Genomic DNA, 26,403 nt, shown 5'->3' on the forward strand with positions numbered 1-26,403 from the left:
TTATACAGAACATATTTATTAAACGATCTTTTTCAAGGGGAATAAAAACCAAGACTTGCCTTATCGTTCTGCCTAGGATGAACAACTCAATACTTTCAAGGAAAATTAGATAGTGCTGATTCTTCTTTCATCGCTAAAAACACTTCTTGCTTCAATGATGGGAGGATAATTACGCAAAGAAAAAAGGATATCAGACAACTGCCCAATATCCTTGACATAGCTAAATAATCATGCTTCTTCGTGTACGCTCTTCCCTAAAAAACAGAAAAATAACTAGTAATTCTGTATGAAATTAGGTACAATATACACGTCGATGCACAGGCATTGACTATGGCAACTTGATTGGTCAGTTCCCGCTGACTTTTCAAGCCCCGACAATTTAGCTGCTACTAAATTGTCGGGTGCCTTTTTTAGTTTTTATTCGTTTTTCATTCTATAGAAAGCGCTTCAATAAATCAAGACATTTTTTTGTTAGAATGCTAATAATAACAAAAGGTTTTAACTCTTCTTATGTACATTACAGATAAAAAAACAAAAAAATTTCTCTTTTTTTTGAATTCTGAACAAATAGTACTGGAGTACAAAAGACGAGGAAGAGCCACTATCTGCTCTTCCTCGTCTTTTGATTCTCACCTGTTATTCATGATTCTTTTTCTCAGTTTCCCGATATTTTTCCATTTTACGACTAAAAAGCTCTCCGCTACTTGGTGGCGTATATGTGATGGCATTTGCTCCTGCTTGAATGGTCTCAGCAATACTTTCTTCCGTTGGACCACCTGTCGCAATGATAGGAAGTTCAGGATATTTTTTACGAAAATGGCGTACTGCGTCTGCAGTTTCTTTACCTGCACTGATATTGATAATCGAAATACCAGCTGCTAACTTTTCATCTATTTCTGTATATTTCGACGTTACCGTACTGATAACTGGAATATCAACTACTCGACAAACTTCTTTTACTGTCTCTAAAGGCGTAGGACCGTTCAAAACGACCCCTAACGAACCTTGCGCTTCTGCGAACATGCTCATGTAGGAAGAACGAGCACCTTGTGTCAAACCACCACCTACACCGGAGAAAACTGGAATGTCAGCTGCCTCAATAATGCTTTTAGTAATCGCTGGATGAGGTGTAAAAGGATACACAGCAATTACTGCATTCGCATTTGTATTACGTATGATCGCAATATCCGTAGTAAAGATGATCGAACGGATCAATTTTCCAAATATCTTGATCCCGCTTGCTTCTAAAATGATTTCCGGTACTCTTACGATATCTTTTCTCAATTCCGTCATGATTTCTGGCGTAAATTGTTCTGCCATCAGCCACTTCTCCTTTGCTATCTCCGGTCATACTGATTCAATTGATACGTCTCGATGACCTGGATGATTTTTTGCGCATAACCGGGGTCTGTCGCATAACCTGCATCTTGCAATGCTTGTGCGGCTTCCTGATAGTTGGTGGCCGTAATCACTTTTTCATACAGCGCAGGATTCCAATCTACTCCTTGGACGAACAGTTGTGTATGGTCATCCATGGACTGTTCCCATGAATCATACACTTTGAAGTCTCCTTGGATAGTTATCCATTCTTCGTTAACAAATTCCTTTGTTTCCAGGCTTACTTTCTTCTGATCCCCATAAGCCTTGATCCCGAAAAGATTATTGTATTTGCTAGCCAAGGTACTTTTTCCCCAATTTGATTCTAATATAGCTTGTCCTAAAATGATACTAGGAAGCACTCCATAACCATCTTGTAGTTCTTGGGCATGCGGAACAAGCCGTTCAATAAATTGCTGATGGGATTGCGCTTCATTTTCTTGCTGATTATCAGTAAAAGGAGAAGACAGATTCTTCAAGGAAAAAACAAAGGCTAAGAGTATCACTGCTACACCGGCAACCACTGCTGGCCAACGGATATTCTTGCGCTTTTGCTTTTTCCACTTTTTTTTCGCCATGATCAATTCCTACTTTTCATTTAATTCATTCAGATATTCTTCTAGCGTCAATTGGTGTTTGGTGATATACTCAGCATTTTCTTTACCGACATAACGTAAGTGCCAAGGTTCATATGTGATCTTAGTTATATCTTCGTGTCCTTTTGGATAACGAACGATAAATCCATACTGCGCAGCATTATCTGCGATCCATTTAGCTCCAGGCTGATCTCCGTAACTTGCATCCAATACAGTAGAAGGATAACTGTTGTACCAGTTTTGATCGACGACATCGACTGCCAGACCTGTGTGGTGTTCGCTGTATCCTGGCTCCGTAATCGTTTCTTTAGTAATCTTTGTCGCCTCCTCTTCTGATACACCTTGACGACTCATCACATCTTGGACATTTTGTTCGAAAACTTGTTGTTGGGATGATACAGACCGGTAAGCTGAGACCATCACTAATGGAAATCCAGCTGCTTCAGCAGCCTTGGCAAATGCTTCATATTCTGGAGCAATGCGTTTGTCGATCAAGTATCCGTTACTTAATGATGCCAATTGAGTAGACTCATCGATTTCTTTTTCTAATTTGTGATCTGGACCAACCAAAACTAGCTTCCAATCGTCTGTTTTAACATCTGGCAATTGTTTGGACGTACGATCTTTTGTTTCTTTGTCCTTTACCTTGCTGCTGGTTGTTTGACTGTTCTTTTCTTTACTAGCAGTTGTTTTGGTGCTTGTTCGTTCGACTGCTTGATTGCCGGCTTGAACATGCGAATCATCATCGCTAAAAATAACATAGCCCATTGCTGCGATCATAATCACAACTGCTCCAAATCCTAAAAATTTATTCACTTGAAAAATCCTTTCGTTGTTCTTCACGTTCCCCATTCGCCTCATGAACGTAAGTTTCTTCCAGATTTTCATTCACCCAATCGAGAAGTTCGATTTTTTCTCCTTCGATCTGTTTTTGAACATCTGCTGGCAGACGAAAATTCAAAATATCATCATAGCCCCATTCATCATATTGAATACTTACTTTCAAGTCAAGGTATCTACCAGCCTGCTGATTATTTTTCAAAGGGATCAGCTCGACTTTTGCTGCTTTGCTGCTAAGCCATTTTTGCGCGATGCGTGTTTTGATTTGCTTGTACTCTGCAACGGCAACGTTTCGTTTTTCGGGAAAAATAATCGTTTGACGCAAAATCTTTTGCGTTAGCATCCATTCATAATCAGTGAAAAGATTTTTTACTTTCTGCATCGCTTCAGATGGCAGATTTTTCTCGCCATCTTTCCATTTTTGCCATTGTTCTGGACTGATCAGCAAGTATTCATCTAAAAAATTTTTTTCAGTTTCAAACTGTTCTAATAATACACTCATAATAAGATCAATATATACTTGATGCATGTTTATCCCCTCCTTTTAACTATTCTACTTAAGTTTTGATCAAAAAGCACCTCTTAAATCGCTGCTTTCATTTTTTTTAATGTTTCAAGTCCTCTCCCCTTTATTCTTCGTGATTTTTGTTATAATAATAGACAGACAAGAAACTCAATCCAACTATGAAGGAGCGTTTTCAGATGAAAAAATATCAATGGGGAATCGTTGGTCTTGGTACCATCGCACATGAGTTTGCCGAAAGCTTCAATCAAGAGACGAGCGAACTAACAGCAGTTGCTTCCAGAACTTCAGAAAAAGCGGAAAACTTCGCTCACCGTTACAATATTCCAAAAGCTTACGGAAGCTATCAAGAAATGTTAGACGATGCTGAAATCGACATCGTGTACATTGCTGTACCAAATAGACAGCATATCGACCATATCTTGGCAGCATTGGAAGCAGGCAAACACGTTCTATGTGAAAAAGCCATCACGATGAATAAAAAAGAACTGGCTGACGCTATGCGCTTAGCAGAAGAAAAGAATTTGATCTTAGCAGAAGCGATGACAATCTTCAACATGCCACTTTATCAGCAGTTACGCTCAATAATGGATACAGGAAAACTGGGGGCTTTAAAAATGATCCAAGCACCTTTCGGCAGTTACAAAGAACCAGACCCTAAAAACCGGTTCTTCAATCCAGAATTAGCTGGAGGAGCTCTGTTGGATATCGGTACGTATGCTGTATCTTTCGCTCGTTTCTTTTTGAGCTCTCAACCTGAAGTAGTTGCCTCTACAATGGTTCCTTTTGAAACAGGCATGGACGAACAATCCGTCACTATCTTGCGTAACAAAGAAAATGAACTTGCTGCTGTCAGCTTGACTTTTCAGGCAAAAATGCCAAAAGTCGGTATCGTTGCCTTTGAGAACGGTTATGTGACGATTGCTGATTACCCGCGTGCTGATCGTGCGGAGATCTTATTTACAGATGGTACAAAGGAATTCATCGAAAGCGGGAATACATCTGAAGCAATGAATTACGAAATAAAGAATATGGTACACATGATTGAAGGTGACTTGCCCAATCGCTCTCTCTTCTTGACAAAAGATGTCATCGAAATCTTGGATCAAATGCAAGTTCTATGGAAAAATATGTAATTTTAAAAGGTTGTGAAAAAGCTGTTCTGCATCAAGTAATAAGAACAGCCAAACAAAAATAGCTCCTCCTATTTTTCGTTTGGCTGGACTTATTACCGCAGAGGCAAGCTTTTGAACACCGTTTAAGAAAGAGGTTGTGAGCCTGCCGTTCAGCTCCGAGTCACAAGGAGCAATTTCAAAAAACAGCTTCTCATGTTTGTTGAATATTGTGACTTGTGACCGAGGAGTTGGCAGGAGAACACCGTTTAAAGAAGAGGTTGTGAAATCAGCTTTTTGACCTGAATATTAGCTGAATTCACAACCTCTATTTTTGGATTTTTTGTTGGGAGAATTCTGCCTTGATTTCAATAAAACTTTTAAAAGACTGCAAAAACTGGAACAATTCTGCTCGATCCTCGAATTCAGGGCGACTAGTCGGCAGAGGCATTTGCCGATACAATACATAAACTTCTTCAATACGTGCTAAAATTTGTCTGCCATCATTTGACTCTGAAAATGTTTCTGCAGTATAAATCAATAAACCATAGATATGTTTTCCATAATAAGCTGGTTGCTGGATTCTCTCTAGATTTTCCAGCATGTCTTTAATCACATTGGCCTGTGCTCTTCTCATAGAGAAGTAAGTTTCGTAGTATAGCGGCTGTCTGAGCCAGTAGTTTTCTTGATGTTCTCTGGCATCTTCTTGGCTTTCGCGAATGAATGCCAGTAAATGTTCGCATTTGATCTGCACATCTTCTTTATTTTCTGATAAAAGAAATTCTGCCATTTGTCTCAAAATATTTCGAAATTCTTTTTCGATCTGTATTTGGTTTTCCTTCAGCTGCTTCGTACGATCTGGCATGTAAACATTTGCAAGCAAAGCAAATACTAATCCAATCGCCATTAATCCCGCTTCATTGCCGATCAGCTGCCAAGACATGTTTTCCTCCACTAAATAATGAGTGACCAAAACCGAATTTACTACTATCCCTTCGGTTAATTTGAAGCGAGAGGCAAGCGGGATGAACAGGAATAAAAAAAGACTGAAGCCAAAAATAGTATACCCAACAGCAAAAAAACTGAACAGTGCTGTTGCCGTAGCTAATATAAAGGCTGCGATTCGATTCATGCCCGTACGCAATGTAGAGCGCTTGGTATTTCCTACACTTAATAATGCAATGATCCCTGCAGCTGGCCAATACAACAGCGATAAGCTACCCGCTGTGACCATCGAAAAGAAGACACTGATCACTGTTTTGACTGTTCGCATTCCTATACGCATTTACTTCCCCCTTTTTTTATTTTAATTATACTTGAATAATGAAAAACTAGCTATCAGACAAAAGTTTAGGTATGATAGTAAAAAGACCAAAAAGGAGAATCTCTATGCAATTTGGCCGTTTTCGACTAGGTATGCGTACGATCAAAAGTGCCTTAGCTGTTTTTTTATGTATCTTGTTTTTTCATTTGACTCAACGAGGAATCCCGATGATTGCTGCATTATCTGCTGTTTTTTCTTTGCGTCAGGACTTGACTACAACCGTTTCTTTTGGAAAGTCTAGGATCATCGGCAATACATTAGGTGGTACATTAGCTATCATTTATTTTTTTGTCAAAAGCTATTTTCACAATGATTTTTTGGTAGAATTGATCTTTCTTCCTATTCTAGTTATTATTGTGATCGTCGTGTCAGATGGTATTAACAATAATTCCGGTATCATTTCCGCAATCGCTACGTTGTTGCTGATTGCGTTGAGCATCCCTCAAGGCGAATCCGCTTTGTATGCTATCCAACGTGTACTAGATACTTTTATAGGGACATTCATTGCAATCGGTATCAATTTCTTTCTTCGTCCTCCTGAAACAGAAAAGAAGGAAGAACTATCAGAAGATTTGGTCGAACTCCAAAAGAAAGAACGATTGCTAAGAACAAATTTACAAGAGATAGAAGCTAAGATCCAAAAACAAAAGAAAAATAGCGAGGACTAATTTTCTTTTGCAATAAAATAAAAAAATGGAGAGAAGAACTTTAAAAAGTCTTCCTCCATTTTTGATTGAACGGTGAAGTGTACTACTTTATTCTTCCTTCATCGAGTTTTGTTCTGCCTCTTTTGGCGCTTCATACATATTTACTTGGCTAGTAGTCCCACGTGTCGACAAATTCTCTACGATTTCCTTCAAGTCAAGTCCTGTTGTCGCTTTTAGTGTTTCTTGAGTAGAAGAAAGCAAATTTGTGGCATAATTTGTCACTCGGTTCGCTCCACTGGTTTCTCCTGAACTGCTTCCTGTATCGACAACAGAGATTTTTTCGATATTTCCTAGCGGCTGTGCTGCTTCGCGCATCAATTGCGGTAGCATATCGATAACCATACTCAAGACAGCTGCTTCGCCATATTCCTTGAAGGCATTGGCGATCTTTTGTTTTGCTTCGGCTTCGGCTTTTCCTTTTGCTAGTGCTGCTTCGGCTTCTGCTTGTCCAGCTAAACGTGTCTTATTGGCTTCCGCTTCTGCCAGTGCTTCCACACGGAATCGTTCTGCTTCGGCTTCAGTCACTTCTTTGACTTTTTGAGCTTGTGCTTCTTGTTCTTTGGCGTACCGATCGGCATCTGCTTTTTTCTTCACTTCCGAATCGTATTGCTTTTCTCGACGTGTAATTTCTTTTTCTTCCAATTCGATTTGTTTTTGACGTTCTACGATTTTGATCTGCATTTCCTGTTCGATTACTTGTTGTTGTGCTCGGGCACTTTCTAAATTGTAGGCTTGGTCTGCTTTTGCTTTAGCAACATCTTGTTCTTGTTTGTAGGTTGCTAATTTCAGTTCTTTTTCTTTTAATGATTCTGCGATCTCTGTTTGTCGTTGTAATTCAGCTGCTTGTGATTCTTTTTCCGCTTGAGCTTTTTTGATACGCGTTTCTTTTAGAGCTTCCGCTTCTGCTATATCTGCATCTCTTTTGACTTGGGCGATTCTTGGTTTCCCTAAAGAGTCAAGATAACCGTTTTTGTCTCTGACCTCTTTGATAGTGAAAGAAACGATGATCAACCCCATTTTTGCAAGGTCTACAGAAGCGACTTCTTGTACACTTTGACTGAACTTATCGCGATTTTGATAGATTTCTTCTACAGTCATAGAACCAAGAATCGAGCGCAAGTGTCCTTCTAATACTTCTCTTGCTTCATTTTCCAGTTCTTCTCTTGTCTTGCCTAAAAACTGTTCTGCTGCTGTAGCAATCTCTTCTACAGATGAACCGATTTTGATGATCGAAGTACCATCACACATCACCGGTACGCCTTGTTCCGTATACACTTCAGGGGTGGAGACGTCCAATTTACTCGATAATAGACTGATCCGATTCGAACGTTGAAAAACCGGCAAGACGAATGCGCCACCTCCACGCACAATTTTGATTTTGTTATTGCTTTCATCAATGTGCACATTTTTGCTTCCTAAATAACTTCCACTGATGATCAACGCTTCATCCGGTTTTGCTGTCTGGTACTTCGCTACAAAGACGATCAGCAACATCAGTAAAATCAAAGCTGCAATTGCGATCGCGATAAAAACAACTGGTATTTCCATTTAACACACGCTCCTTTAAGCTTTTATCATGCTTTCATAAGGCATGACATAACAGATTCTTTCCTTGATCTCAATGATCAATACTTTCGTTCCCCGCTCAGCTGTCTGTTCTTGGGGGCTGTAAAAACAAGCTGGACGACTAATGGAACCGGTAACACTTTTCAACTGAATTTCTCCCATACCTCGTACAGGGATCGGTGTGATCACAACAGCTACTTGTCCTTCCAGAGTTTTTTCAGAAGACGACATCGTTGATTCGGCATGTTTCATCGGCATCAATATATAGAAATTAAGCAAAAATACCAACACTATCGATATGCCTCCACTAGCAATAAATAAAAATAAAGATGATTGATCTGTTAAACGCTCACCTAGAAAACCAAATAAGCTTGTGAAAGTTAACCAAGGGATAATAAGCATCGGATCAAGCGGGCCATCAAAATCGAATACATCTCCAAAAATAATCAATAGGACTGCCAATCCTGCACAAATCAGCAATGTATACCAATAAATCGTCTCAAGTGCGATTCCCCCTATCATATACACGCCTCCTTCCATTTCTACGTCTATCATACCAATGTTTGAAAATTCTGTATAGCTTCTTTTACCGACTCAGTGGTGTTTTTTATAGGAAGGTTGTGTTTATCGTTGACAATTTGTTAAATTTTTGTTTTCATGTTAAAATTTTCACAATAAATTCTTTCGAGGTAGCCTATGTTTCCTTTTTTTAAGAAAAAACCATTAAAGCTCCAGAACACGATCATCCTTGTCGTTTGTTTCTCCACATTCGTTTCTTTGATTGTTTCTGCCATATTGATCAGGAATTTTATTCTTTCGATGAACCGATCTAGTGTGTCAGATAAAATCTCTAGCATTGCTAAAATCGTTGCCAATGATAAACTCATCCAAAAAAAGCTGCAGACTGGTGACCCGACACATGCGATTCAAGGAATAACAAATGAAATCATGATTGCATCGAATTTAGATTTTATCGTTGTCATGGACCCTGAAGGCATTCGATATTCTCACGCAGACCCAAGTTACATCGGTCTTCCTTTCTCAAGTCATGAAGATGTGAAAAAAGTGATTGGAGGACAAGAATTTTTCTCTGAAAAAGAAGGAATGTTAGGGTTCGGCTTCCGCTATTTCGTCCCTATTTATTATGATCAAGAGATTATTGGTGCAGTTTGTGTTGGCTTAACAAACAACACGATTGACAATCAAGTCAAAGATGGACAAAAAATGATTGTTTTTTCATTGATTATCGGACTTAGCGTAGGCATCATAGGCGCCGTTTTTCTTGCCCAAAAAATGAAAAAAGTACTGCTTGGACTTGAACCACAAGAAATAGCAGAACAGTTAAGTGAAAAAACGATTATCGAAAATGAAGTAGATGAAGGAATCTTAGCCATCTCTTCTGATAAAACTATCCTCTTGATCAATACACCTGCAAAAAACATTTTCTACCAAACAGAGCAGCTATTGGATTTCGAAGTAGGAAAAAAAATCAGTGATAATCTATATGACGTTTTGTTTAAAGAGACGATTGAGCATCAAACGACCGTTCGGACTCAATCCATGTATTTAAATGGGATAGAAACTATTTCTAGCGTTACACCTCTTTTTAGCAATGACCGTTTTTTAGGAGCAGTCGCAACTTTACGAAATCGATCAGAAGTAATGAAATTAATGGAGGAGCTTGGGGGGACGAAACAATATATAAACTCCATGAGAGTTCAAACCCATGAATTCATGAATAAACTTCATGTCATTTCTGGTTTGATTGATTTGAAGAAGTATGAAGAAGTCACCCATTTTATCCAGCAGCTAAATCAAAATTATAAAAAAGAGATTGGCCAAGTCTCAAGTCTGATCAAAGTACCTGCAATTGCCGGTTTTTTATTAGGCAAAATAAACGAAGCCAAAGAACAATCTGTTGAAATGCTGTTAGAAAGCGATTCTTTTATCCCTAAAATGGAGATGGATGACTCCATCCATTCACTTTTGCAAGTGTTAGGGAACTTACTTGATAATGCAAAAGAAGCCGTGCTACAAAAACATGAAAGAAACGGACAGGTCCGGATTCATTTAAACTATGACACAGAAGCTGAAGTATTCATCGTGACCGTCTGCGATGACGGTGTCGGGATATCAGAAGAAATCTCAGAAAAAATATTTACGCTAGGTTTTTCGACGAAGGGAATCAATCGTGGGTTTGGGTTGAATCTCATCCATTCAATCGTCAAACGCCACGGTGGATTTTTAGAATTTTCCAAACAAACAAATGGCGGTACAATCGTCTATCTAGAATTACCAAAAAAGGAAGATCAAAATGATGACAAATGTCCTGATAATCGAAGATGATCCAATGGTTGCAGAATTGAATCGTACTTTTGTGGAAAGTATCCCTAATATGAACGTAATCGAAAGTTTCAGAAATGTAGAAGAAGGAAAAAAATATTTCAGACAAAAAAACGCAGATCTGCTGCTGCTTGATGTATACATGCCTGGCGAAAGTGGTATCCATTTTTTATCTTGGCTTAGACAGCAAGGAAATGATATCCCAGTGATTTTGATCACTGCTGCAGATGATATCGAAACCATAAAGAATGTGATCCGCTACGGTGCCTTAGATTATTTGATCAAACCGTTCACTTTGCAACGTTTTCAGCTGGCGATCGAAAAGTATCTTGCTTTCTCTCAGACAATCCAAACGACTGAAAAAGCCGATCAGAAATTGATCGATCAAGTATTCAACCACACCACTCCCATTCACGAAATACCATCATTCATCGATTTGCCTAAAGGTCTGTCAAAACTGACTTTAAAAAAAATAAGTGCATTTATTCTAAAAGAAGATACTATTTTTTCAACAAAAGAACTGGCTCAAAAAAGCTCACTGTCACGTATATCCGTCAAGAAATATTTGAATTTCTTAGTAGAACAAGATATATTGAACGAAAGAATCAAATATTTGGAAATCGGCCGGCCGCTAACCTGTTATGAATTGACAAAGAATGGGCGGAAAAAGCTCACAGATTACTGTTGAGTCATCGAATTATCCCATACAAAATAGTCCAAGTATACAGAAGTAACAACTGTTTACTTGGACTATTTTTAAACATTTTATTGACGAATATCCATGTTTTCTTATCTTAATTGACGGGCTTTAGGAAGAGATACCTCATTTTTCGTTTTTCCAGTTTCTATTATTTCACGAAAGTTCTCGAAACTTGTCGAAATCATATTTGATAATGCCTCATCTGTATTTGAACCTACATGCGGGGTTACAAGAACTCTAGGGTACATTTCTACTAATTGCTGGATAGCAGGGTCTGGAATCGTCTCCCATGGCTTGAAGGATCGGAAAAAAACCTCTGTTTCATTTGCAAAAACATCGGTTGCAAAACCAGCTAAATGATTGCTTTTCAAAGCTCTTAAAATAGCTTCATTATCTTGAAGCTCTCCACGGGCTGTATTAATCAAGATGCTGCCTTTTTTCATTTGAGCTAAAAATCCTTCATTGATCATTTGATCGTTTTCACCTGGGATATGAGGTACATGAATACTGACAATATCGCTTTTGGCTAATAACTCTTCAAGCGAGTGGAACGTCAATACTTTTTTAGCAGCTTCTGTCTGATGAATATCGTAGCCGATCACTTTGGCTCCTAGTCCCTTAAACAAGACAGCTTCCGTCAACCCTATCCTGCCTGTTCCTATGATCCCTACTGTGCAATTTCTGATTTCACGACTAAACATTTGCTCATCCACTCGAAAATCTTTGAAAGATGTTCGGATCGTCGTATACGCAGTATTTCTCAAAAGCATCATGGCAAAAGTCAAAGATAACTCTGCTATCGCATTTGGCGAATACGATGGTACACGGGCTACTGTCATACCAAAATCAGCTGCCGCTTGTAGATCGATATGATTGACTCCCACAGTCCGTGTAAAAACATAACGAATCCCATATTCCTGCATTTTTGCAAGATTGGTCTCATCTGCTATACAATTTCCCCTCAACAATACAGCATCATGTTCCTTTGCTGACACGATATTGTCATGTGTCAACAGTTCTTCATAAAGACTGAGATCATAATGGTAAATATTCAATTTTTCAAAAAAATCTATCTCGTTCGGACGAACACCGTAACATGCGATTCTCATACTTTCTTCCTCCATTTCTTATGAAAATAAACCTATGCCATGAATCATTTGTAATACAACGATCCATACAGGTGTCAGTACCACAGCAAAAATAGTTGACAGTAAGGATGCATTGGAGGCTAAAAGTGCCTCCCTATCAAAACTGATAGCATAGGCTGCTGCCACTGTTGCAGCTGGTGTAGCCATCATAATAACGATTGTTGCCAGTGCTTCAAAATTGACTGGTAGAATATTCGTTGCCGTCAAAACTGCTAGAATCACGATATTCAATGCAGGTACAAATACCACTTTGACTAGACTGTAATACCATGAAGTTTTTTCAGATGCAGCTTTTTTGAAGCTTACTTCACCTAATGTTGCGCCGATTGCTAGCCACGCCAATGGTGAACTTAAACCAGCTAAATAATCCATCGGCTGAAATAGCCACGGTGCAGTCTGGTCAATTCGCAAAAACGCTACTTGGCTTATCTCTCCTTCTGCACCTGTAACTGACACTTGTGGCAGATACCCTTGGAACAGCCAAATGAAAAGGCCGGCAAAAGTAGCGATAATGATTGGATTGACGAACATCGCTTTGATATTTTTAGCTTCCATCTTCAAGCCACTCATTTTTATGTATCCATAAGAATACAAAAAGATTCGGTAGCCAATATTGAAAATTGAGGAATACATCACGCCGACAGGACCATAAATCGCACTGACGATAGGCGTTCCGAAAAAGGTCGTAGAACCAAAGATCGTCAGGACACGCAACGTTGTTTGCTTATCCCCTTTATAGCTTAAGAAAAAAGGTTTTGAAACTAGAATAAGAATAATATAAATAACTAATCCCCAAATCAAGACATTGATTCCTTGCATCAGTAATTCTGTATTGATATCTTGCATGAAAGCTCGAAATGCCAGTGCTGGCAAAGCCACTGTTAAGACGACTTTCGATAGAATTTTTCCAACAGATTCAGAAAAAATCTCCTTTTTTCTACAAACAAACCCTAATAATATAATAAAAACTGTTGAAGTGATTGCACTGACAATCGACATATCTGTCAAAGTCGATCGAAAAATGTCAAATAAGTTCATCTTTCTCCCCCTAATTATGTTTATTTATTCACAATAAAAAAACGCTTTTATTTTGCTAATACGTATTAACATTTTTAATTTTATCTTTACATTGTTACTTATTGAACAATAGGAAATTAAAGAAACTTTTGAAACTTATGTAAAGTGATTTTTACTAGAACGCAAAAAAAACCTTAAAACTAAACTTAAGAAGTTTAGTTTTAAGGTTAACTTAAATTATATTATGCGTGGAAACGTTCCACGCCATCTAGATAAGTTGCTTCCAATGTCATATCAGGGTTCAATACGATAAAGTCTGCATCGCGTCCTTGAGCGATTTTTCCACATGTATCATCGATTTTACAGCTGATTGCTGGAATCAGACTAGCCATCATGACTGCTTGTTCTGGTGTTGCTAATCCCCAGTCTACAACATTTTTAATTGCTTCTTTCAATTTCAATATACTTCCAGCTAAGTTGCCAGATTCTAGACGTGCTGTTCCTTCTTTTACTACTACTGGAAATTCGCCTAAATTGTAATATCCATCAGGCATCCCACCGGCCATCATACAGTCTGTAATTAATGCGACATGATCATGTCCTGCTTTTTCCATTAGGATTCCCGCAGCATTTGGATGTACATGATGGCCATCACAAATCAATTCAGAAAAGACATGTTCTAAAGATAATAACGCACCCACCATACCTGGTTCGCGATGATTCAATCCACGCATACCATTGAAAGCATGGACAAATACACTTGCGCCTGCTTCAACAGCTTTTTGCGCTTCTTCTAGTGTAGCATTACTGTGTCCTAGAGAAACAACTACTCCTTCTTCAGTCACTTGTTTGACAAACTCTTCCACACCTTGACGTTCTGGTGCTAAAGCAATCTTTTTGATCAAACCGCCTGAAGCTTCTTGCCATTCATGGAAAGTATCCAAATCAGGATCACCAAAGTAACTTGGGTTTTGTGCGCCTTTGTGTTCTTCCGTGAAGAAAGGACCTTCAAAATAGATTCCTTTGATTTTAGCTCCTGGTGCTTCCTGATACATTTTGCCGATTGTCTCAGCTACATCTTTTAAACGTTCTTTGCTTGACGTCAATGTTGTTGGTAAAAATGAAGTCACTCCACAAGATAATAGACCTTCAGACATCACTTTGATACCTTCTGCATCGTTGTCCATTACATCATGATTCATATAGCCGTGAATATGTGTATCTACCAAACCAGGAGCAATCCATTTGCCACTTTGGTCAATAATGTTGACTTCTCCCTCAGGTAGTTCTTTCGTGTATTCACCAAAAAGTCCATCGGTAATTTCAAGATAGCCTGCATGTTTGACACCTGACGCTAAAAAGAATTTGTCAGCATAGATAAAAGTTCTCATTCTATTCTCTCCCTTTGTTTTTCTACCTCTAAAGTACTCTTATTTAGAGAAGAAGTCAAGAATGGTCTACACCATTTATAGATTTTTTGAAATTTGTTTCACAGCTTGTGCCAATCCTTCATAAAATGCTGCTCTTTCTGGTTCTTCTTTACGCTTGTATATCAAGCTCTTAAGCACAAATAAATCATTGAGATAATAGTAACTATTTTTCTCTTGAGCCCAATAGATTCCTTGGTTCACTTGCTCTAGTGCTTCGTCAATTTCATTTTGATGGAATAAGAAATTTCCATAATTATAAAAAATTTGCGAAAATTCACTTTTTAATCGTTCATCAGCTGATTGATGCAGCAGTTGGATGCTTCGACTCAAATAGTAGCGGGCTTCAGCAGTTTTTCCTGCCACACCATATATTTTTCCGATACAACTAATCAGTTGTATTTCTGTGTCAGAAACATGGATTCTTTCTTTTTGGCTAGAGTAGCTTAATGCTTCTTTTAAATAATAAAGAGACTGAGAAATATTTTGACGCAACGTGAATTCACAAACACCGAGATAATAATAATAGCGTTGAAAGTCAGTTGCTTGATACAGATTCTCAGAAATATCAGAAGATTTTAGTACTTGTTCTAACTTGCGATAATCACGTTTTTGGAAACAACTATCCAACAGTTCAAATAATTTATCGTTTGTCCGAGTAGTTTTTCGAGAGAGATTCATCACATGATCAATCGTTACCCCTAGCCGTTGACAAATCTGCATCATCACCAATACATTCGGCAGTTCCTCATTATTTTCGATCCGACTTAATACACTTTGTGAACAAATATCTTGCGAAAGCATTTTTTGCGTCATTTTTTGTTCTTTTCGAATCTCTTTAATGATCGTTCCAAAGGACTCGATTAACGTTTCCATAAGTATCCTCCCCAAAATATGCGTATTCGCATTCTATTCGTATTTTACTTTAGGAAGTCGCAAACTTCAAGAAAAGACTTGCAACTAAATAATATACTTTAGTTATTTAAGAAAACTCCACTAGAAAGAGAGCCTCAGTGTGTTTGTCTGTGGCCCTCCTACTGAAAAATTTGGTTTTTAAAATCATTTTTGGCGATAGGTTGCTAGGAATTCTCTCATTTTCTTAGCTGTTTGTTTCAAATCATCCATTTTAGGAAGATAAACGATTCGAAAATGATCTGGCTGGTTCCAATTAAATCCACCACCATGTACAAGTAGAATATGATGTTCATGTAAAAAGTCCAAAACGAATTTTTCATCATCCAAAATATTGAATCGCTTTGTATCAATTTTTGGGAATATATAAAAAGCAGCTTTTGGTTTTACGGCTGAAAGACCAGGAATATCATTGATTGCATTATAGATATATTCTCTTTGTTCATAGATCCTTCCGCCTGGCAGGAGCAGCTCATCGACACTTTGATAACCGCCTAGCGCGGTTTGGATAATTTGCTGAGACAATACATTGGAACACAAACGCATGGAGGACAACATATTCAGCCCTTCTATATAGCCTTTGACGTGTGACTTATCTCCACTTAGGACCATCCAGCCTACTCGAAATCCTGCTACACGATGAGATTTGGATAGACCGTTCAGCGTAACAACGAACAAATCAGGCGCTAATGTAGCAATCGGAATATGTTCTAGACCATCCATCACTAAGCGATCATAGATTTCGTCGGAATAAATAATCAGGTTATTTTGTCGAGCTACTTCAACGATTTCTTCTAATAATTCTTTTGGATAAAGTGCCCCAGTAGGATTATTAGGATTAATGATAACAATAGCTTTTGTCCGACTCGTTATTTTTGATTTGATATCATCAATATCAGGATACCATTCTGCCTCTTCATCGCAAATATAATGAACAGGTGTGCCTCCAGCTAATGCAATAGAAGCCGTCCACAACGGATAGTCCGGCATTGGAACCAGTACTTCATCTCCATTGTCCAGCAACCCCTGCATACACATCGTGATCAATTCGCTCACTCCGTTGCCGGTGTAGATATCATTGATCGTCACATTCGGAAAATGTTTCAGTTGGCAATATTGCTCAATTGCTTTTCTAGCAGAAAAGATCCCCTTGGAATCTGAGTAGCCTTCTGAGTCACGGGCATTCATGATCAAATCACGAATGACTTCGTTTGGTGCTTCAAATCCAAAAGGTGCGGGATTTCCCGTGTTCAATTTTAAAATACTAATGCCCTCTTCTTGCATCCGCTCCGCTTCTTCTAGAACGGGACCGCGAACATCGTAACTGACACCTTCTAATTTGTTGGATTTTTCAAATTCTCTCATCACTTAGCCAATCCCTCATTTCAAAAAGTTAGAACTTTCCAAATTTTTTGTTATTTACTATTTCAATATCATACTCCATCCTAGAAAATTTTGCCACTTATTTAGGAAAAACGTAAGTATTAAAAAAACACAAACAAGCGTTGAGAACTTAATTGTCATGATAGTCATTCCATAGATTCGCTGCCCAATCCATTGCAATTCCACAAATGATTCCTAGCATAAAACCAAGCAAAAAACGTCCGAATGCAAGTCCAATCAATACACCTAAGATCATTCCCAGTCCTGAAAATTCTCCGTCATATTTCTCCATCTTAATAAGTCCTCCCATTTTTGAGCTTGACAACTATGTAAAACCTCGCTATCATTAGTGTGTTATTATTACGCAGATGTGTTGGAATTGGCAGACAAGCATGATTGAGGGTCATGTGAGCGTTAGCTCGTGTGGGTTCGAGTCCCATCATCTGCACTACAACTCGTGAAGTTAATTTTGCTTCACGAGTTTTTTTGTTTGAACGTTTCTTTATGCCATTATATACATATCACTGTATCCTTTACAAAAAGAACGTACAATCATGTAAACAGCCTGAGGTGAGTATATGAAGGTCGGAAACAAGCTACTCGTAGAAACTTGCAAGTGTTAAAACAATTAATCGAAAAACGAGTAAAATCCCTCACCTAATACTAAAGCGAGGGATTTTTTGTATATTATCTGTTTATCACCGTTATTATAAAGGTACAAATACCAAGCACGGTTAATCCAAATTGCATAAATTCATTTTTTTGTACACTCATGCTTTTCATTAGCTCTTTAACTGCCATTAGTACTAAGATGGCGATAACAACATAAAGTATATAGTACGTCCGCATTCCGGAAGCCCATACTGTGGGAGAAAATCCCATAATTAACCTTGAACAAAATCCCATTATCATCAAAATAACTAAAAAAATAGAAGTTTTCTTATTGTCAAAACTTAAATAAATTCCAACAATTAAACATAGTAATAATGCCAAGACTACTAAAGTAGCTATCCAAGTACCTGGATAAAAAAGTGACAGTTTCGTTCCTAACTCTGTAAAGAGATTATTCAGGTTACTACTACTCCAAATCATTGCCCTTTTATTTCCATTGACGTAAGTAAAGCTTTGACCCATTGTATTACCAAAATAAATAATCAGGTTTAAGAAAAACGGTAATGCAGTCAATATACGCACATAATAGTTTTGACATTTCCTATATGTTAGAAGGAAAATTAAGAAAAATAGCAATAAAAATAAGATATTCATGTCTAAAAAAAACGGCTTTCCAAATGATGAAATACCTAAATCTAACTTATTAAGAAAGTTGAAATTTTTATATTCAGGAAACCATTTATTAATTTCATGTGCAGCACGTAATGCATTCCCTGGAGTTGTCAAAGAGAAAATTAATTCTGCTAAGCTTATTATTGAAAATACTGATAACTTATAATTATATCGTCCATTGACAATCAAATATAAACTAACTATACTTGTTAGAACAAAAAAACAGGCGTTGACTTGTTCTTGATTAGTTAAAAATATCAATAAAGGAATACTTACCCAATATATTTTTCTATTTATTTCTTCTCCTCTTAAGAGTTGAAAAAACGGATAAAAAGTTAGTAAACTAAATGCTACTGGCCACTGATAGTTCAAGGTGGTTGCTCTCCAACCGGTTTCCCCCATTACTGTCAATGGTATTAAACAGTATATAGAGCAAACCAATAATAAATTTTTAACATTTATTTTCTCAAAAACATACTTGCAAAGTAATACTACAATTCCTAACATAATCGTAGAATTTAATAATTTCCATAGCATAAAGTGTTTAGAAAAGAACATTAAGAATAGTTCTATAATAATTCTTGAACTCCATGTCTTATAATGTTCTATCGAAGCACCCAAATAGCCAAGTTCATCTAATCTACTTGCATAAACTACGTCATCCGCTCTCATAGTCGGCATATACATATTAAAGAGTAAAAAGATACCCCAAATCCCTATTAGTAACAAGATCAGTTCTTTGTTATTCGTTATTTTTCTATTATGTTTGTTCATTTTTATACTCCTTCTTATATTTCCTAATAGAGTATAACATAGCTTTAAGCATTACTTAAAGATAACTTAAAAGTTATCTTTTAAATACTTATATGTATCCCCTCATGTGTGGGCTGAATATATCGTCAAATGAATATCAGAAATCGCACATCCTTCACTACACCTTCATCGTTTGACTGATTGCATCGCCACATTGATTCCGTATGCCTTTTTGATGTCTTGCCGAGCAGTCGCTTGAGATTAAATACACGTTAATTCTTTAGGTGTTCCGTGTTCTATCAAAAGTACGTAAACATAAGTTCCAACTACACCTTGTGGTTTGTCGAGAACCAGCCAGCCACACGAACTGTTTTGTCTATTACTTTTTTGAAATATCTAGTTTGCCATAAACGTTTCCTTGATGCGTTAGCGTGCTTGCTGATACTTTATCATCAAGGCTCTGATCTTCAGTACTGCTATCAGGTTTCAATGCGGGATTATCGTAGTATTTTTTAAACTGTGAATAAAGTAGTCTTGCATTTGAGCAGTGATTGCTGCAGGAACTGCAAAGTAAGATTACAGCCATAATGCCCTGTCAGTAGGCACGTTATTAAGCCATTTATACGACATAAAAAACCATTCAACGAGTGATCTAATATATAACTGCAACTTATATACAGGTAGTTTACGTACACTCCTTTCGCCACAACGCTCTATTTTTTGCAGTCGGTTATTTTGCTTTTTTAATCGTTTAATTTCAAGATTGACGCCTGCTGCGGATAGATATAATGCTATATTTTTCTCACTTATGAATTAAGAAATGGCTTCTTTTCACTTCTTGAAATACACTTTTTAAGCGATTTATCTCTTAGATCATATAGATGAAATACTGTCTTGAACGCTCATTCTGCTTCCATATTTTTCTTTTGAAATAACTTTTAAAACAATAAAATTAAAAGCTTTTCATCAAATTGACCCTATGTTAGAATCGATAAAAAGAGGAGGTTTGATATGGAAATTTCTCATATTACGTTAATTGTTAAAGACTTAAATAAAACTTCTGTATTGTTAAATACCTTATTTGATGCAAAAGAAATCTACGATAGTCAACAAAAAAAATTTTCATTATATCCAGAAAAATTTTTCTTAGTTAAGGACCTATGGATTGCAGTAATGCAGAATTCGTCGAATAAACTGCCAAAGACATACAATCATATTGCTTTTAAAATTGACGAACAAGATATAGATTCGTTTGTCTCAAAAATCCAAATGTTAGGTTTAACTGTCGAACCAGGACGTTCTCGTGTGAAAGGCGAGGCTTCTTCAATTTACTTTTACGACTATGATAATCACCTCTTCGAGTTACATACCGGTACTCTCCAGGAACGTTTAAAATCCTACAATTCCACTACCTGCGACTAGTAATGACTAGTCGCTTTTTATGGCCTCTGATCCCCCCATTGAGCGAATACTAATAGGGCTTCGAATTGATCTGTTCAATCTTTAAGCAATATCCCTCAAATGAGTTTGTAAAGTTTAGTGATTCATCACAAATACTTAAATACATGTAGTTGTATATAGATTGAGGTTCTTGTGAGCGTATGCTCGTGTGGGTTCAAATCCCATCGTCTGCATCCATCTTTCCAAAACAAGCGGCTAGGACATTTTTGTCTCAGCCGCTTGTTTTCTAGTTTATTCTTTCATCTTGTCGGACCTTTTTTCTTGGGTATAGACTTTTCTCATATTCTACCACAATTTTGGGTTTCCCTAACACATGATAGGATCTCACAACAAATTGCTTTCTATTATTATAATAACCTGTAACGACTAACTTCATCCCTTCGTCTACTTCAGCTAGGAAGTTCAAACTATGGGAAGCAATCAAACAATTGACCCCATTTAAACTGAAACGGATCAACGGTCTGGCACTGACTTGCAAAGTACGGATCTTATCTACTGTTCCATATTTTTTCTCCATAACCTTCACCTCAATACCATTATACGAACATACATTCCCTTTGTAAAGAAGAAACTCTGTTTTATCTTGTTGACTTTTTGTCTATTACCTTTCTTAAAATCATATTGGCACTTCCTGCGAAGATGAAGGACATGTACTAAAAAAAAGAGGCAGCAGTATAGATTACTGTTGCTTCTTTACTAATTTAGGTTTACTTGTTAAGAAAGATTATTTACGCAAATGTTCTTCAACAATTTGCTGAGATTTATCAGCTGTATCTTCCACTTCATCTTTTGCTTTTTCTAACTTTTGAATATATTGTTTCAAGCTTGAGTTTTCAGCAGTTGCTTCGTCTAATTTCTTTTGTGTATCTGTTAACTGAGTTTCTACATTTGTTTTTTCTTGTGTAAGTGTTGCGATTTGTTGGTTCAAACCATTTACAGTATTTTGTAATTCTGAAAGTTTTGCTTGTGCTTCTTGTAGTCTTGCTGTCCAATCTGCATTCAGATGATTGATTTCATCATTTTTTTGGTTGATCTCATCTAGTTTGACATTGATTTCATTTTGTTTGCTTTGTAGTTGTGCATCCTTGCTGACTAATTGACTTTCTAAGTTTTGTTTTTCTGCTGCCGATTGATTTTTTTGGTTTTCTAATTCATTTACTTTTGTTTGGTATTCTTGGACATCTGCCTTTGAATCTTGCAATGTCTGTTCTTTTTGTGCTAGTCGAGCGGTAAGATCTGTAATCGCTTGCTCTTTATCTGTCAATGTATGATCAAGCTGTGTCAGATTCTCATTGATTGTATCAATATCTGTCTCTCCACCCCACAAAATAATTTCATTTTGCGTACCGCGTGCCTGTGTAGCCAATTAGACATAGAAATGCAACGACAATCCCACCAGTAATAAATTTCTTTTTCATTTGCATAGCTCCTTAATCCAATACTTTTACATACTAAAGGTAAGTGATCTCAAACACAATGTCAAGCGTTTTTAAATTACATATGTAATTTTAATATAAATACTATCAAATACTCATTTAATCCTCCTTTTTTATCTATTTAAAAAATCTTTTTTATAGAGAAAAATGCAGGTTAATACTTTCTTAAATAAATATTTATGGTGAACAAAAACAAAAAAGCAAGTTTTATTAAACGTAACCCTTTTCATTTCATAGATTACTGTATTTATTACAAAAAACGTGGATTTGTCATAAATTGTCATGCTTCTTTTACCTATGAAATATTTTCACGTGTTAAAGTATTCCTCGTTGAACACAACAAATAAAACTTTTTAACGAATAAAGGAGATTTTTCATGACATCACTTAAAACTTTACTTTTTGGAACAACTTTGGCTGCCGGCGCTGCATTCTTCATGGGAACGACTGCTCATGCGGACGAAGCTTATACCGTTCAATCAGGTGATACTCTATCAACGATTTCTCAAAAATACGTTGGTGATAACTCCTTGATCAATGCCATTGCAGAATCAAATTCAATTTCTGATATTAACCTGATTTACTCAGGACAACAATTAACAATCCCAACAGAAGGCCCTGCACAAGCAGCTGCTGAACCTCAAGCAGCCGTTCAAGAAGCACCAGTCCAAGCTGAACAACCTGTTGTACAAGAAACGGTTCAAACGGAAACACAAGCAGCGCCTGTTGCTGAAACACAAGCTGCTCCTGCTGTAACAGAAACTGCTGCTACTCCAGCAAGCACAAGCTCTGCAAAAGAATGGATCGCACAAAAAGAATCAAGCGGTTCTTACACAGCAACGAACGGACGTTACATCGGGCGTTACCAACTAGATTCTTCTTACTTAAATGGTGACTACTCTGCTGCGAACCAAGAAAAAGTGGCAGAACAATATGTTGCTTCACGTTATGGTTCTTGGGAAGCGGCGAAAGCATTCTGGGAAGCAAACGGTTGGTACTAAGATTCATTTATTAATCGAACGGTTTACTTTTATATAAAGAAAGCCAAAAAGAGGTGCGACACTAGTTGTGTCACACCTCTTTTTTATTTACCTAATCTAATGAAACGTTCCAAGTTTTGATAAGTATTTTTTTTAACTTCTTCAACTGATAGCTCTTTGATCTCAGCGATTGTCTTTAACTGTTCTTCAAGCAGTGAGACATAATCTTTTTCTGAAAGAATCCCCCCTAAAGCCCACTCTGCTGCATGTAGTCCATCCGTTTCAATAAGTAAGTGGTCGATTGGGACTGCTTTAGCTAGTTGCCAGACTGCTGGATTCTTTTTCAAATCAAGACCAATACTGAAATAACAGCCTAAATCAATATAGTCTTGTTGATAGTCCAAAGAAGAATACCAATGGATCAAATAGTGATTAGGGTAAGCTTGGATATAATTTAAGATCTCTTTTTCGCATCCTTTTGTATGCAGTACAACAGGTTTCTCATTTATGGCTGCAAAAGCAAGCTGTCGCTCAAATACTTTTTTTTGTGTAGTCATCGGTACATTCGTCCAAATATTATCTAACCCTATTTCACCGATGATCCTTGCTTTTTTCAAAAAAGGCTCAACTTGTTCAAACGTATAGCTATCTGCTTTCCAAGGATGGATACCGTAACTTAAGGCTTGAGTCTTACTTGCTGCAAGCTGTCTGTTTTCCTTCCATTCTTCTGGCGAATCACAATTGATGATCGTCAAAATCGTGTGTTCCTGCTGAAGGAGTGCTAAACTCTGACTCCCATCTAAATGACAATGAGCATCACTTAACATCTAATTCACCTGCCAATAACTGATAAATCGTTTGCTTCAACTCTGATTGCTGCAGTAGCCATTCACGTGACCGTCGTTTTTCAGGCACTGGAATCTCAGCAATCACATGTGCCGGACGGGCGGAAAGCACAAGAATCCTGTCTGATAAATAAATTGCTTCTTCGATATCATGCGTCACAAGTAAAGTAGTCCGCTTTGCTTTTTTAGGCAGCTTCAACATCCAGTCTTGCATCTGCCCTCTGGTCATAGCATCTAACGCTCCAAATGGTTCATCAAGAAGCAAGTAAGAAGAAGGATTCATGATTGTTCGTAACAAGGCCGTTCGCTGCTTCATCCCGCCAGATAATTGTTCCGGCAAAAAATGTTCATAGCCGTTTAACCCAAAGATATCCAGATAATCCCTTACTTGTTCTTCATTGATTGTTAGATGATTGATTTTTTGATATAACGTAACGTTTTGATAGACGCTCAGCCAAGGAAGTAACATATCTTCTTGCGGCATATAACTAAATGCTGTATGGAGACCAGTTACTTTTTGATCGTCTACTTTGATCGTTCCAGAAGTCATAGGCTGGACTCCTGTTAAAGTTTTCAGCAATGTTGACTTACCGGCTCCGCTTGGCGCGACAATCGATGTAAAGGTATCTTTAGGGATAGTGAAATGGATGTCTTCTAATATTTTCAGGTTTTCAATGACTACATTCAAGTGGCTGATTTGGATTGACATATCTATCACTCCTATTTTATAAACTGATTAGTGAATAGTTCTTGCGAAGGTACATCTTGCTTGATCAATCCGTTTTCCTGCATAAAAGCTGTATAATTGCGCCAAACTTTTTCTTCCATCAATCCCCAATTCTCAGGATCATCCGTATAATTTTTTGACAAGAATGCTTGTGATTCTTCTAAAAACGTCCGATCATTTTCTTTTGCATATTTTTGCAACAGTTTAGCACTGTCATTTGGATCCTTAATAGCTTCCTGATAGCCTTTTTTCGTGGCATCCATAAAAGACTGTACCAATTCTGGATCACTTTTGATCAGTTGATCATTCGTAATAATTACCGGAGTATAGTAATCTAACCGTTCATCTAATTCTTTCAATGGGATATAGTTTAGTTCAATACCCGCTTCTTTTGCTTTGATCATATCCCAACCTTCAAAGTACCATTGGATATCTGAGGATTTTCCTAAGCTTTCTGGCCCTTCTCCATTGCTTCCTACCATTGTCAGTTTTGAAAAGTCCCCGCCGTCTTTTTCCATCACAGCTTTTAAGACAGCTTCTTCACTTGGACTTTGCCAACCTGCATATGTTTTTCCTTCAAAATCTTTTGGTGAATGGATGTTACTGTCTGATAGGGTGGCGAATCCAGAAGTATTATGTTTGATCACTGTAGCAATTGCTTTGACTGGTATATTCTGTCCATCTGCGTGAGCATAAGTGACATCTTCTTGATAACTTACGCCAAATTGTGCTTTGTCCGCACCTACTAGACCAATACTTGTCGAATTATCTCCTGGTTCGATGATTTGGACATTTAAACCAGCCTCTTTATAATAGCCTTTTTCTTTTGCTAGGTAGATGCCAGTATGATTAGTATTCGGTACATAATCCAAAACAAGTGTCACTTTTTTCAAATCCTTTGTTTCTTGTTTGCTACTTGTTTCTTTTGCAGTGCCACAAGCGGATAAAAGCAACAGTAGCGGTAATAAAAGCCATAATTTTTTCATTTGATCCCCTTCTCTTAAAAAATATAAAGCATACGATAATACCCTTTTTTCAATAATGAACAAGCGCCATTCAGCAATAAACTCAATAGAATGACACAAATGATCGCAGCAAAAACTTTATCGATCTGGTAGCTGTTTTTTACGCGTATCATGTAATACCCTAAGCCTGCTTGAGCGCTTAGCCATTCTCCAACGACTGCTCCGCTGACACAATAAGTAGCAGCCACTTTTAAACCGGAAAAGAAGCCGGATAAACCCGCTGGTATTTTATATATTCGATAAATCTTCCCTGTATCTGCCCCCATCGTTTTCAAAAAGATGATTTGCTCTTTTGATACTTTCCTCAATGTATCCGAAAAAGAAACTACGATCGGAAAATAGCTTATCAAGACAACAAGGATCACTTTTGGAAGCATACCGAAACCAAACCATAGGGTAAGTAATGGCCCTAACACCATGATTGGCAACATTTGTGAAATCACTAGTAACGGATAAAAAGACATTTCTAAAAACTTCCAATAATCCATTGCCAAGGCAGTAATAAAAGAAAGAACGCTAGCTATTACCAAACCAAGCACTGCTTCATTTAATGTCGTGACAGAATGGGAAAGTAATACTTGTGCATCTGCCGCTAATGCAGAAAATACAGCAGCAGGTCCGGGTAAAATAAAGGCAGGTATTTTCCAAACTATGACAACAATCTGCCAAATAATTAAAATGAATGCCATACTGACTGCTGGATAAAGATTTTTCTTCATTTTGTTACCTCCTTTCTTCTAATATGAATAACAAAAAACGCTTGAAATGGGCACGACATAGTAACCCGCTTCAAGCGTCTGCTATGTTTCTCCCTTCACCAGTATTAACTGACAGGTTCAATGGGTCTAAGTTCACAACTTACTCTCATGTCGTCTACGACATCCCCAGAAACAGGTATTCATTTTTTAAAGTGTAGCA

Annotated in this window: 25 protein-coding genes, 1 tRNA gene, 1 pseudogene and 1 riboswitch; of the genes and pseudogenes, 7 read left to right on the forward strand and 20 right to left on the reverse strand. The window is 37.4% G+C overall.

Features of this window, described 5'->3' with window-relative positions; genetic code table 11:
* Nucleotides 1-636: 636 nt before the first annotated feature.
* From RG571_RS00535 to RG571_RS00550, 4 genes are read right to left on the reverse strand one after another with little or no spacing between them, the layout of a single operon-like run.
* On the reverse strand, nucleotides 637-1,320 hold the full coding sequence (locus RG571_RS00535; RefSeq protein ID WP_002331840.1) for a hydrolase: 684 nt from the start codon (nucleotides 1,318-1,320) through the stop codon (nucleotides 637-639).
* A gap of 17 nt (nucleotides 1,321-1,337) precedes the next feature.
* A complete protein-coding gene (locus tag RG571_RS00540; protein ID WP_002295461.1) occupies nucleotides 1,338-1,955 on the reverse strand; it encodes a glycoside hydrolase family 73 protein in 618 nt (205 codons plus the stop codon).
* A 9-nt stretch (nucleotides 1,956-1,964) separates the two neighbouring features.
* Nucleotides 1,965-2,789: a D-alanyl-D-alanine carboxypeptidase family protein gene (locus RG571_RS00545; protein ID WP_002321179.1), complete on the reverse strand. Its 825-nt coding sequence runs from the start codon at nucleotides 2,787-2,789 to the stop codon at nucleotides 1,965-1,967.
* The gene (locus RG571_RS00550; RefSeq protein ID WP_002295457.1) at nucleotides 2,782-3,342 is read right to left on the reverse strand and encodes a hypothetical protein; all 561 of its coding nucleotides are present in this window, start codon (nucleotides 3,340-3,342) and stop codon (nucleotides 2,782-2,784) included. Before RG571_RS00550 ends, RG571_RS00545 begins: the two co-directional genes overlap by 8 nt.
* 173 nt (nucleotides 3,343-3,515) lie before the next feature.
* On the opposite strand from RG571_RS00550, the gene RG571_RS00555 reads away from it, so the two are divergent.
* Complete coding sequence (locus RG571_RS00555; protein ID WP_002339381.1) at nucleotides 3,516-4,472, forward strand: Gfo/Idh/MocA family protein; 957 nt, start codon at nucleotides 3,516-3,518, stop codon at nucleotides 4,470-4,472.
* Between the two features lie 304 nt (nucleotides 4,473-4,776).
* Here RG571_RS00555 and RG571_RS00560 read toward each other — a convergent pair whose 3' ends face one another.
* Nucleotides 4,777-5,733, reverse strand: coding sequence for an aromatic acid exporter family protein (locus tag RG571_RS00560; RefSeq protein WP_002339382.1), 957 nt, complete (start codon nucleotides 5,731-5,733; stop codon nucleotides 4,777-4,779).
* 104 nt (nucleotides 5,734-5,837) lie between these two features.
* Here RG571_RS00560 and RG571_RS00565 point away from each other — a divergent pair, with 104 nt between their 5' ends.
* Nucleotides 5,838-6,440, forward strand: a complete 603-nt coding sequence (locus RG571_RS00565; RefSeq protein WP_002339383.1) for an aromatic acid exporter family protein — start codon at nucleotides 5,838-5,840, stop codon at nucleotides 6,438-6,440.
* Nucleotides 6,441-6,527: 87 nt separating this feature from the next.
* Here RG571_RS00565 and RG571_RS00570 read toward each other — a convergent pair whose 3' ends face one another.
* Both RG571_RS00570 and RG571_RS00575 read right to left on the reverse strand, forming a co-directional pair.
* Complete coding sequence (locus RG571_RS00570) at nucleotides 6,528-8,027, reverse strand: flotillin family protein (protein ID WP_002297122.1); 1,500 nt, start codon at nucleotides 8,025-8,027, stop codon at nucleotides 6,528-6,530.
* A 15-nt stretch (nucleotides 8,028-8,042) separates the two neighbouring features.
* On the reverse strand, nucleotides 8,043-8,567 hold the full coding sequence (locus RG571_RS00575; protein ID WP_002295447.1) for an NfeD family protein: 525 nt from the start codon (nucleotides 8,565-8,567) through the stop codon (nucleotides 8,043-8,045).
* Between the two features lie 174 nt (nucleotides 8,568-8,741).
* On the opposite strand from RG571_RS00575, the gene RG571_RS00580 reads away from it, so the two are divergent.
* Both RG571_RS00580 and RG571_RS00585 read left to right on the forward strand, forming a co-directional pair.
* Nucleotides 8,742-10,391 (forward strand): ATP-binding protein, encoded by a 1,650-nt coding sequence (locus tag RG571_RS00580; protein ID WP_002339384.1) that lies wholly within the window; start codon nucleotides 8,742-8,744, stop codon nucleotides 10,389-10,391.
* On the forward strand, nucleotides 10,360-11,076 hold the full coding sequence (locus RG571_RS00585; RefSeq protein ID WP_002321172.1) for a response regulator: 717 nt from the start codon (nucleotides 10,360-10,362) through the stop codon (nucleotides 11,074-11,076). Before RG571_RS00580 ends, RG571_RS00585 begins: the two co-directional genes overlap by 32 nt.
* A gap of 101 nt (nucleotides 11,077-11,177) precedes the next feature.
* Here the strand turns inward: RG571_RS00585 and RG571_RS00590 are convergent, their stop codons facing one another.
* From RG571_RS00590 to RG571_RS00615, 6 genes are all read right to left on the reverse strand, one after another.
* Nucleotides 11,178-12,197 (reverse strand): 2-hydroxyacid dehydrogenase, encoded by a 1,020-nt coding sequence (locus tag RG571_RS00590; protein ID WP_002339386.1) that lies wholly within the window; start codon nucleotides 12,195-12,197, stop codon nucleotides 11,178-11,180.
* An 18-nt stretch (nucleotides 12,198-12,215) separates the two neighbouring features.
* Nucleotides 12,216-13,217 carry an AEC family transporter gene (locus tag RG571_RS00595; protein ID WP_306702751.1) on the reverse strand — a complete coding sequence of 334 codons (1,002 nt, stop codon included), beginning with the start codon at nucleotides 13,215-13,217 and terminating at the stop codon, nucleotides 12,216-12,218.
* Between the two features lie 278 nt (nucleotides 13,218-13,495).
* On the reverse strand, nucleotides 13,496-14,644 hold the full coding sequence (gene nagA, locus RG571_RS00600; RefSeq protein WP_002339388.1) for an N-acetylglucosamine-6-phosphate deacetylase: 1,149 nt from the start codon (nucleotides 14,642-14,644) through the stop codon (nucleotides 13,496-13,498).
* A gap of 75 nt (nucleotides 14,645-14,719) precedes the next feature.
* Nucleotides 14,720-15,556 (reverse strand): helix-turn-helix domain-containing protein, encoded by an 837-nt coding sequence (locus RG571_RS00605; RefSeq protein ID WP_002339389.1) that lies wholly within the window; start codon nucleotides 15,554-15,556, stop codon nucleotides 14,720-14,722.
* A 183-nt stretch (nucleotides 15,557-15,739) separates the two neighbouring features.
* A complete protein-coding gene (locus tag RG571_RS00610; RefSeq protein ID WP_002303757.1) occupies nucleotides 15,740-16,957 on the reverse strand; it encodes a pyridoxal phosphate-dependent aminotransferase in 1,218 nt (405 codons plus the stop codon).
* Nucleotides 16,958-17,105: 148 nt separating this feature from the next.
* A complete protein-coding gene (locus RG571_RS00615) occupies nucleotides 17,106-17,285 on the reverse strand; it encodes a hypothetical protein (protein ID WP_002303756.1) in 180 nt (59 codons plus the stop codon).
* 54 nt (nucleotides 17,286-17,339) lie between these two features.
* Here RG571_RS00615 and RG571_RS00620 point away from each other — a divergent pair.
* A tRNA-Leu gene (locus tag RG571_RS00620) sits at nucleotides 17,340-17,423 on the forward strand.
* A 239-nt stretch (nucleotides 17,424-17,662) separates the two neighbouring features.
* On the opposite strand, the gene RG571_RS00625 is transcribed toward RG571_RS00620, so the two are convergent.
* Nucleotides 17,663-19,033 (reverse strand): DUF6056 family protein, encoded by a 1,371-nt coding sequence (locus tag RG571_RS00625; RefSeq protein ID WP_002295438.1) that lies wholly within the window; start codon nucleotides 19,031-19,033, stop codon nucleotides 17,663-17,665.
* Between the two features lie 990 nt (nucleotides 19,034-20,023).
* Between RG571_RS00625 and fosX the strand changes: the two genes are divergently transcribed.
* A complete protein-coding gene (gene fosX / locus RG571_RS00630; RefSeq protein WP_010723919.1) occupies nucleotides 20,024-20,434 on the forward strand; it encodes a FosX/FosE/FosI family fosfomycin resistance hydrolase in 411 nt (136 codons plus the stop codon).
* A gap of 265 nt (nucleotides 20,435-20,699) precedes the next feature.
* Here fosX and RG571_RS00635 read toward each other — a convergent pair whose 3' ends face one another.
* Complete coding sequence (locus RG571_RS00635; protein ID WP_002295437.1) at nucleotides 20,700-20,990, reverse strand: hypothetical protein; 291 nt, start codon at nucleotides 20,988-20,990, stop codon at nucleotides 20,700-20,702.
* A gap of 207 nt (nucleotides 20,991-21,197) precedes the next feature.
* Nucleotides 21,198-21,891 (reverse strand): annotated as a pseudogene (locus RG571_RS00640) (DNA-directed RNA polymerase subunit omega).
* 394 nt (nucleotides 21,892-22,285) lie between these two features.
* Between RG571_RS00640 and RG571_RS00645 the strand changes: the two are divergent.
* On the forward strand, nucleotides 22,286-22,909 hold the full coding sequence (locus tag RG571_RS00645) for a LysM peptidoglycan-binding domain-containing protein (RefSeq protein WP_258430419.1): 624 nt from the start codon (nucleotides 22,286-22,288) through the stop codon (nucleotides 22,907-22,909).
* An 83-nt stretch (nucleotides 22,910-22,992) separates the two neighbouring features.
* Here the strand turns inward: RG571_RS00645 and RG571_RS00650 are convergent, their stop codons facing one another.
* Genes RG571_RS00650 through RG571_RS00665 form a run of 4 tightly spaced genes read right to left on the reverse strand, consistent with a single transcriptional unit; the run spans nucleotide 22,993 to nucleotide 26,204 of the window.
* Nucleotides 22,993-23,715, reverse strand: coding sequence for a TatD family hydrolase (locus tag RG571_RS00650; RefSeq protein ID WP_131774377.1), 723 nt, complete (start codon nucleotides 23,713-23,715; stop codon nucleotides 22,993-22,995).
* Nucleotides 23,705-24,442 carry an ABC transporter ATP-binding protein gene (locus RG571_RS00655; RefSeq protein ID WP_131774376.1) on the reverse strand — a complete coding sequence of 246 codons (738 nt, stop codon included), beginning with the start codon at nucleotides 24,440-24,442 and terminating at the stop codon, nucleotides 23,705-23,707. The genes RG571_RS00650 and RG571_RS00655 overlap by 11 nt, the downstream gene beginning before the upstream one ends.
* Before the next feature lie 11 nt (nucleotides 24,443-24,453).
* The gene (locus RG571_RS00660; protein ID WP_002339393.1) at nucleotides 24,454-25,446 is read right to left on the reverse strand and encodes an ABC transporter substrate-binding protein; all 993 of its coding nucleotides are present in this window, start codon (nucleotides 25,444-25,446) and stop codon (nucleotides 24,454-24,456) included.
* Nucleotides 25,447-25,460: 14 nt separating this feature from the next.
* Nucleotides 25,461-26,204: an ABC transporter permease gene (locus RG571_RS00665; protein WP_002297003.1), complete on the reverse strand. Its 744-nt coding sequence runs from the start codon at nucleotides 26,202-26,204 to the stop codon at nucleotides 25,461-25,463.
* 73 nt (nucleotides 26,205-26,277) lie between these two features.
* Nucleotides 26,278-26,382, reverse strand: a riboswitch (TPP riboswitch).
* Between the last annotated feature and the right edge of the window lie 21 nt (nucleotides 26,383-26,403).

The sequence above is a fragment of the Enterococcus sp. FR204 genome (assembly GCF_031143325.1).
Taxonomy (GTDB): domain Bacteria; phylum Bacillota; class Bacilli; order Lactobacillales; family Enterococcaceae; genus Enterococcus_B; species Enterococcus_B faecium.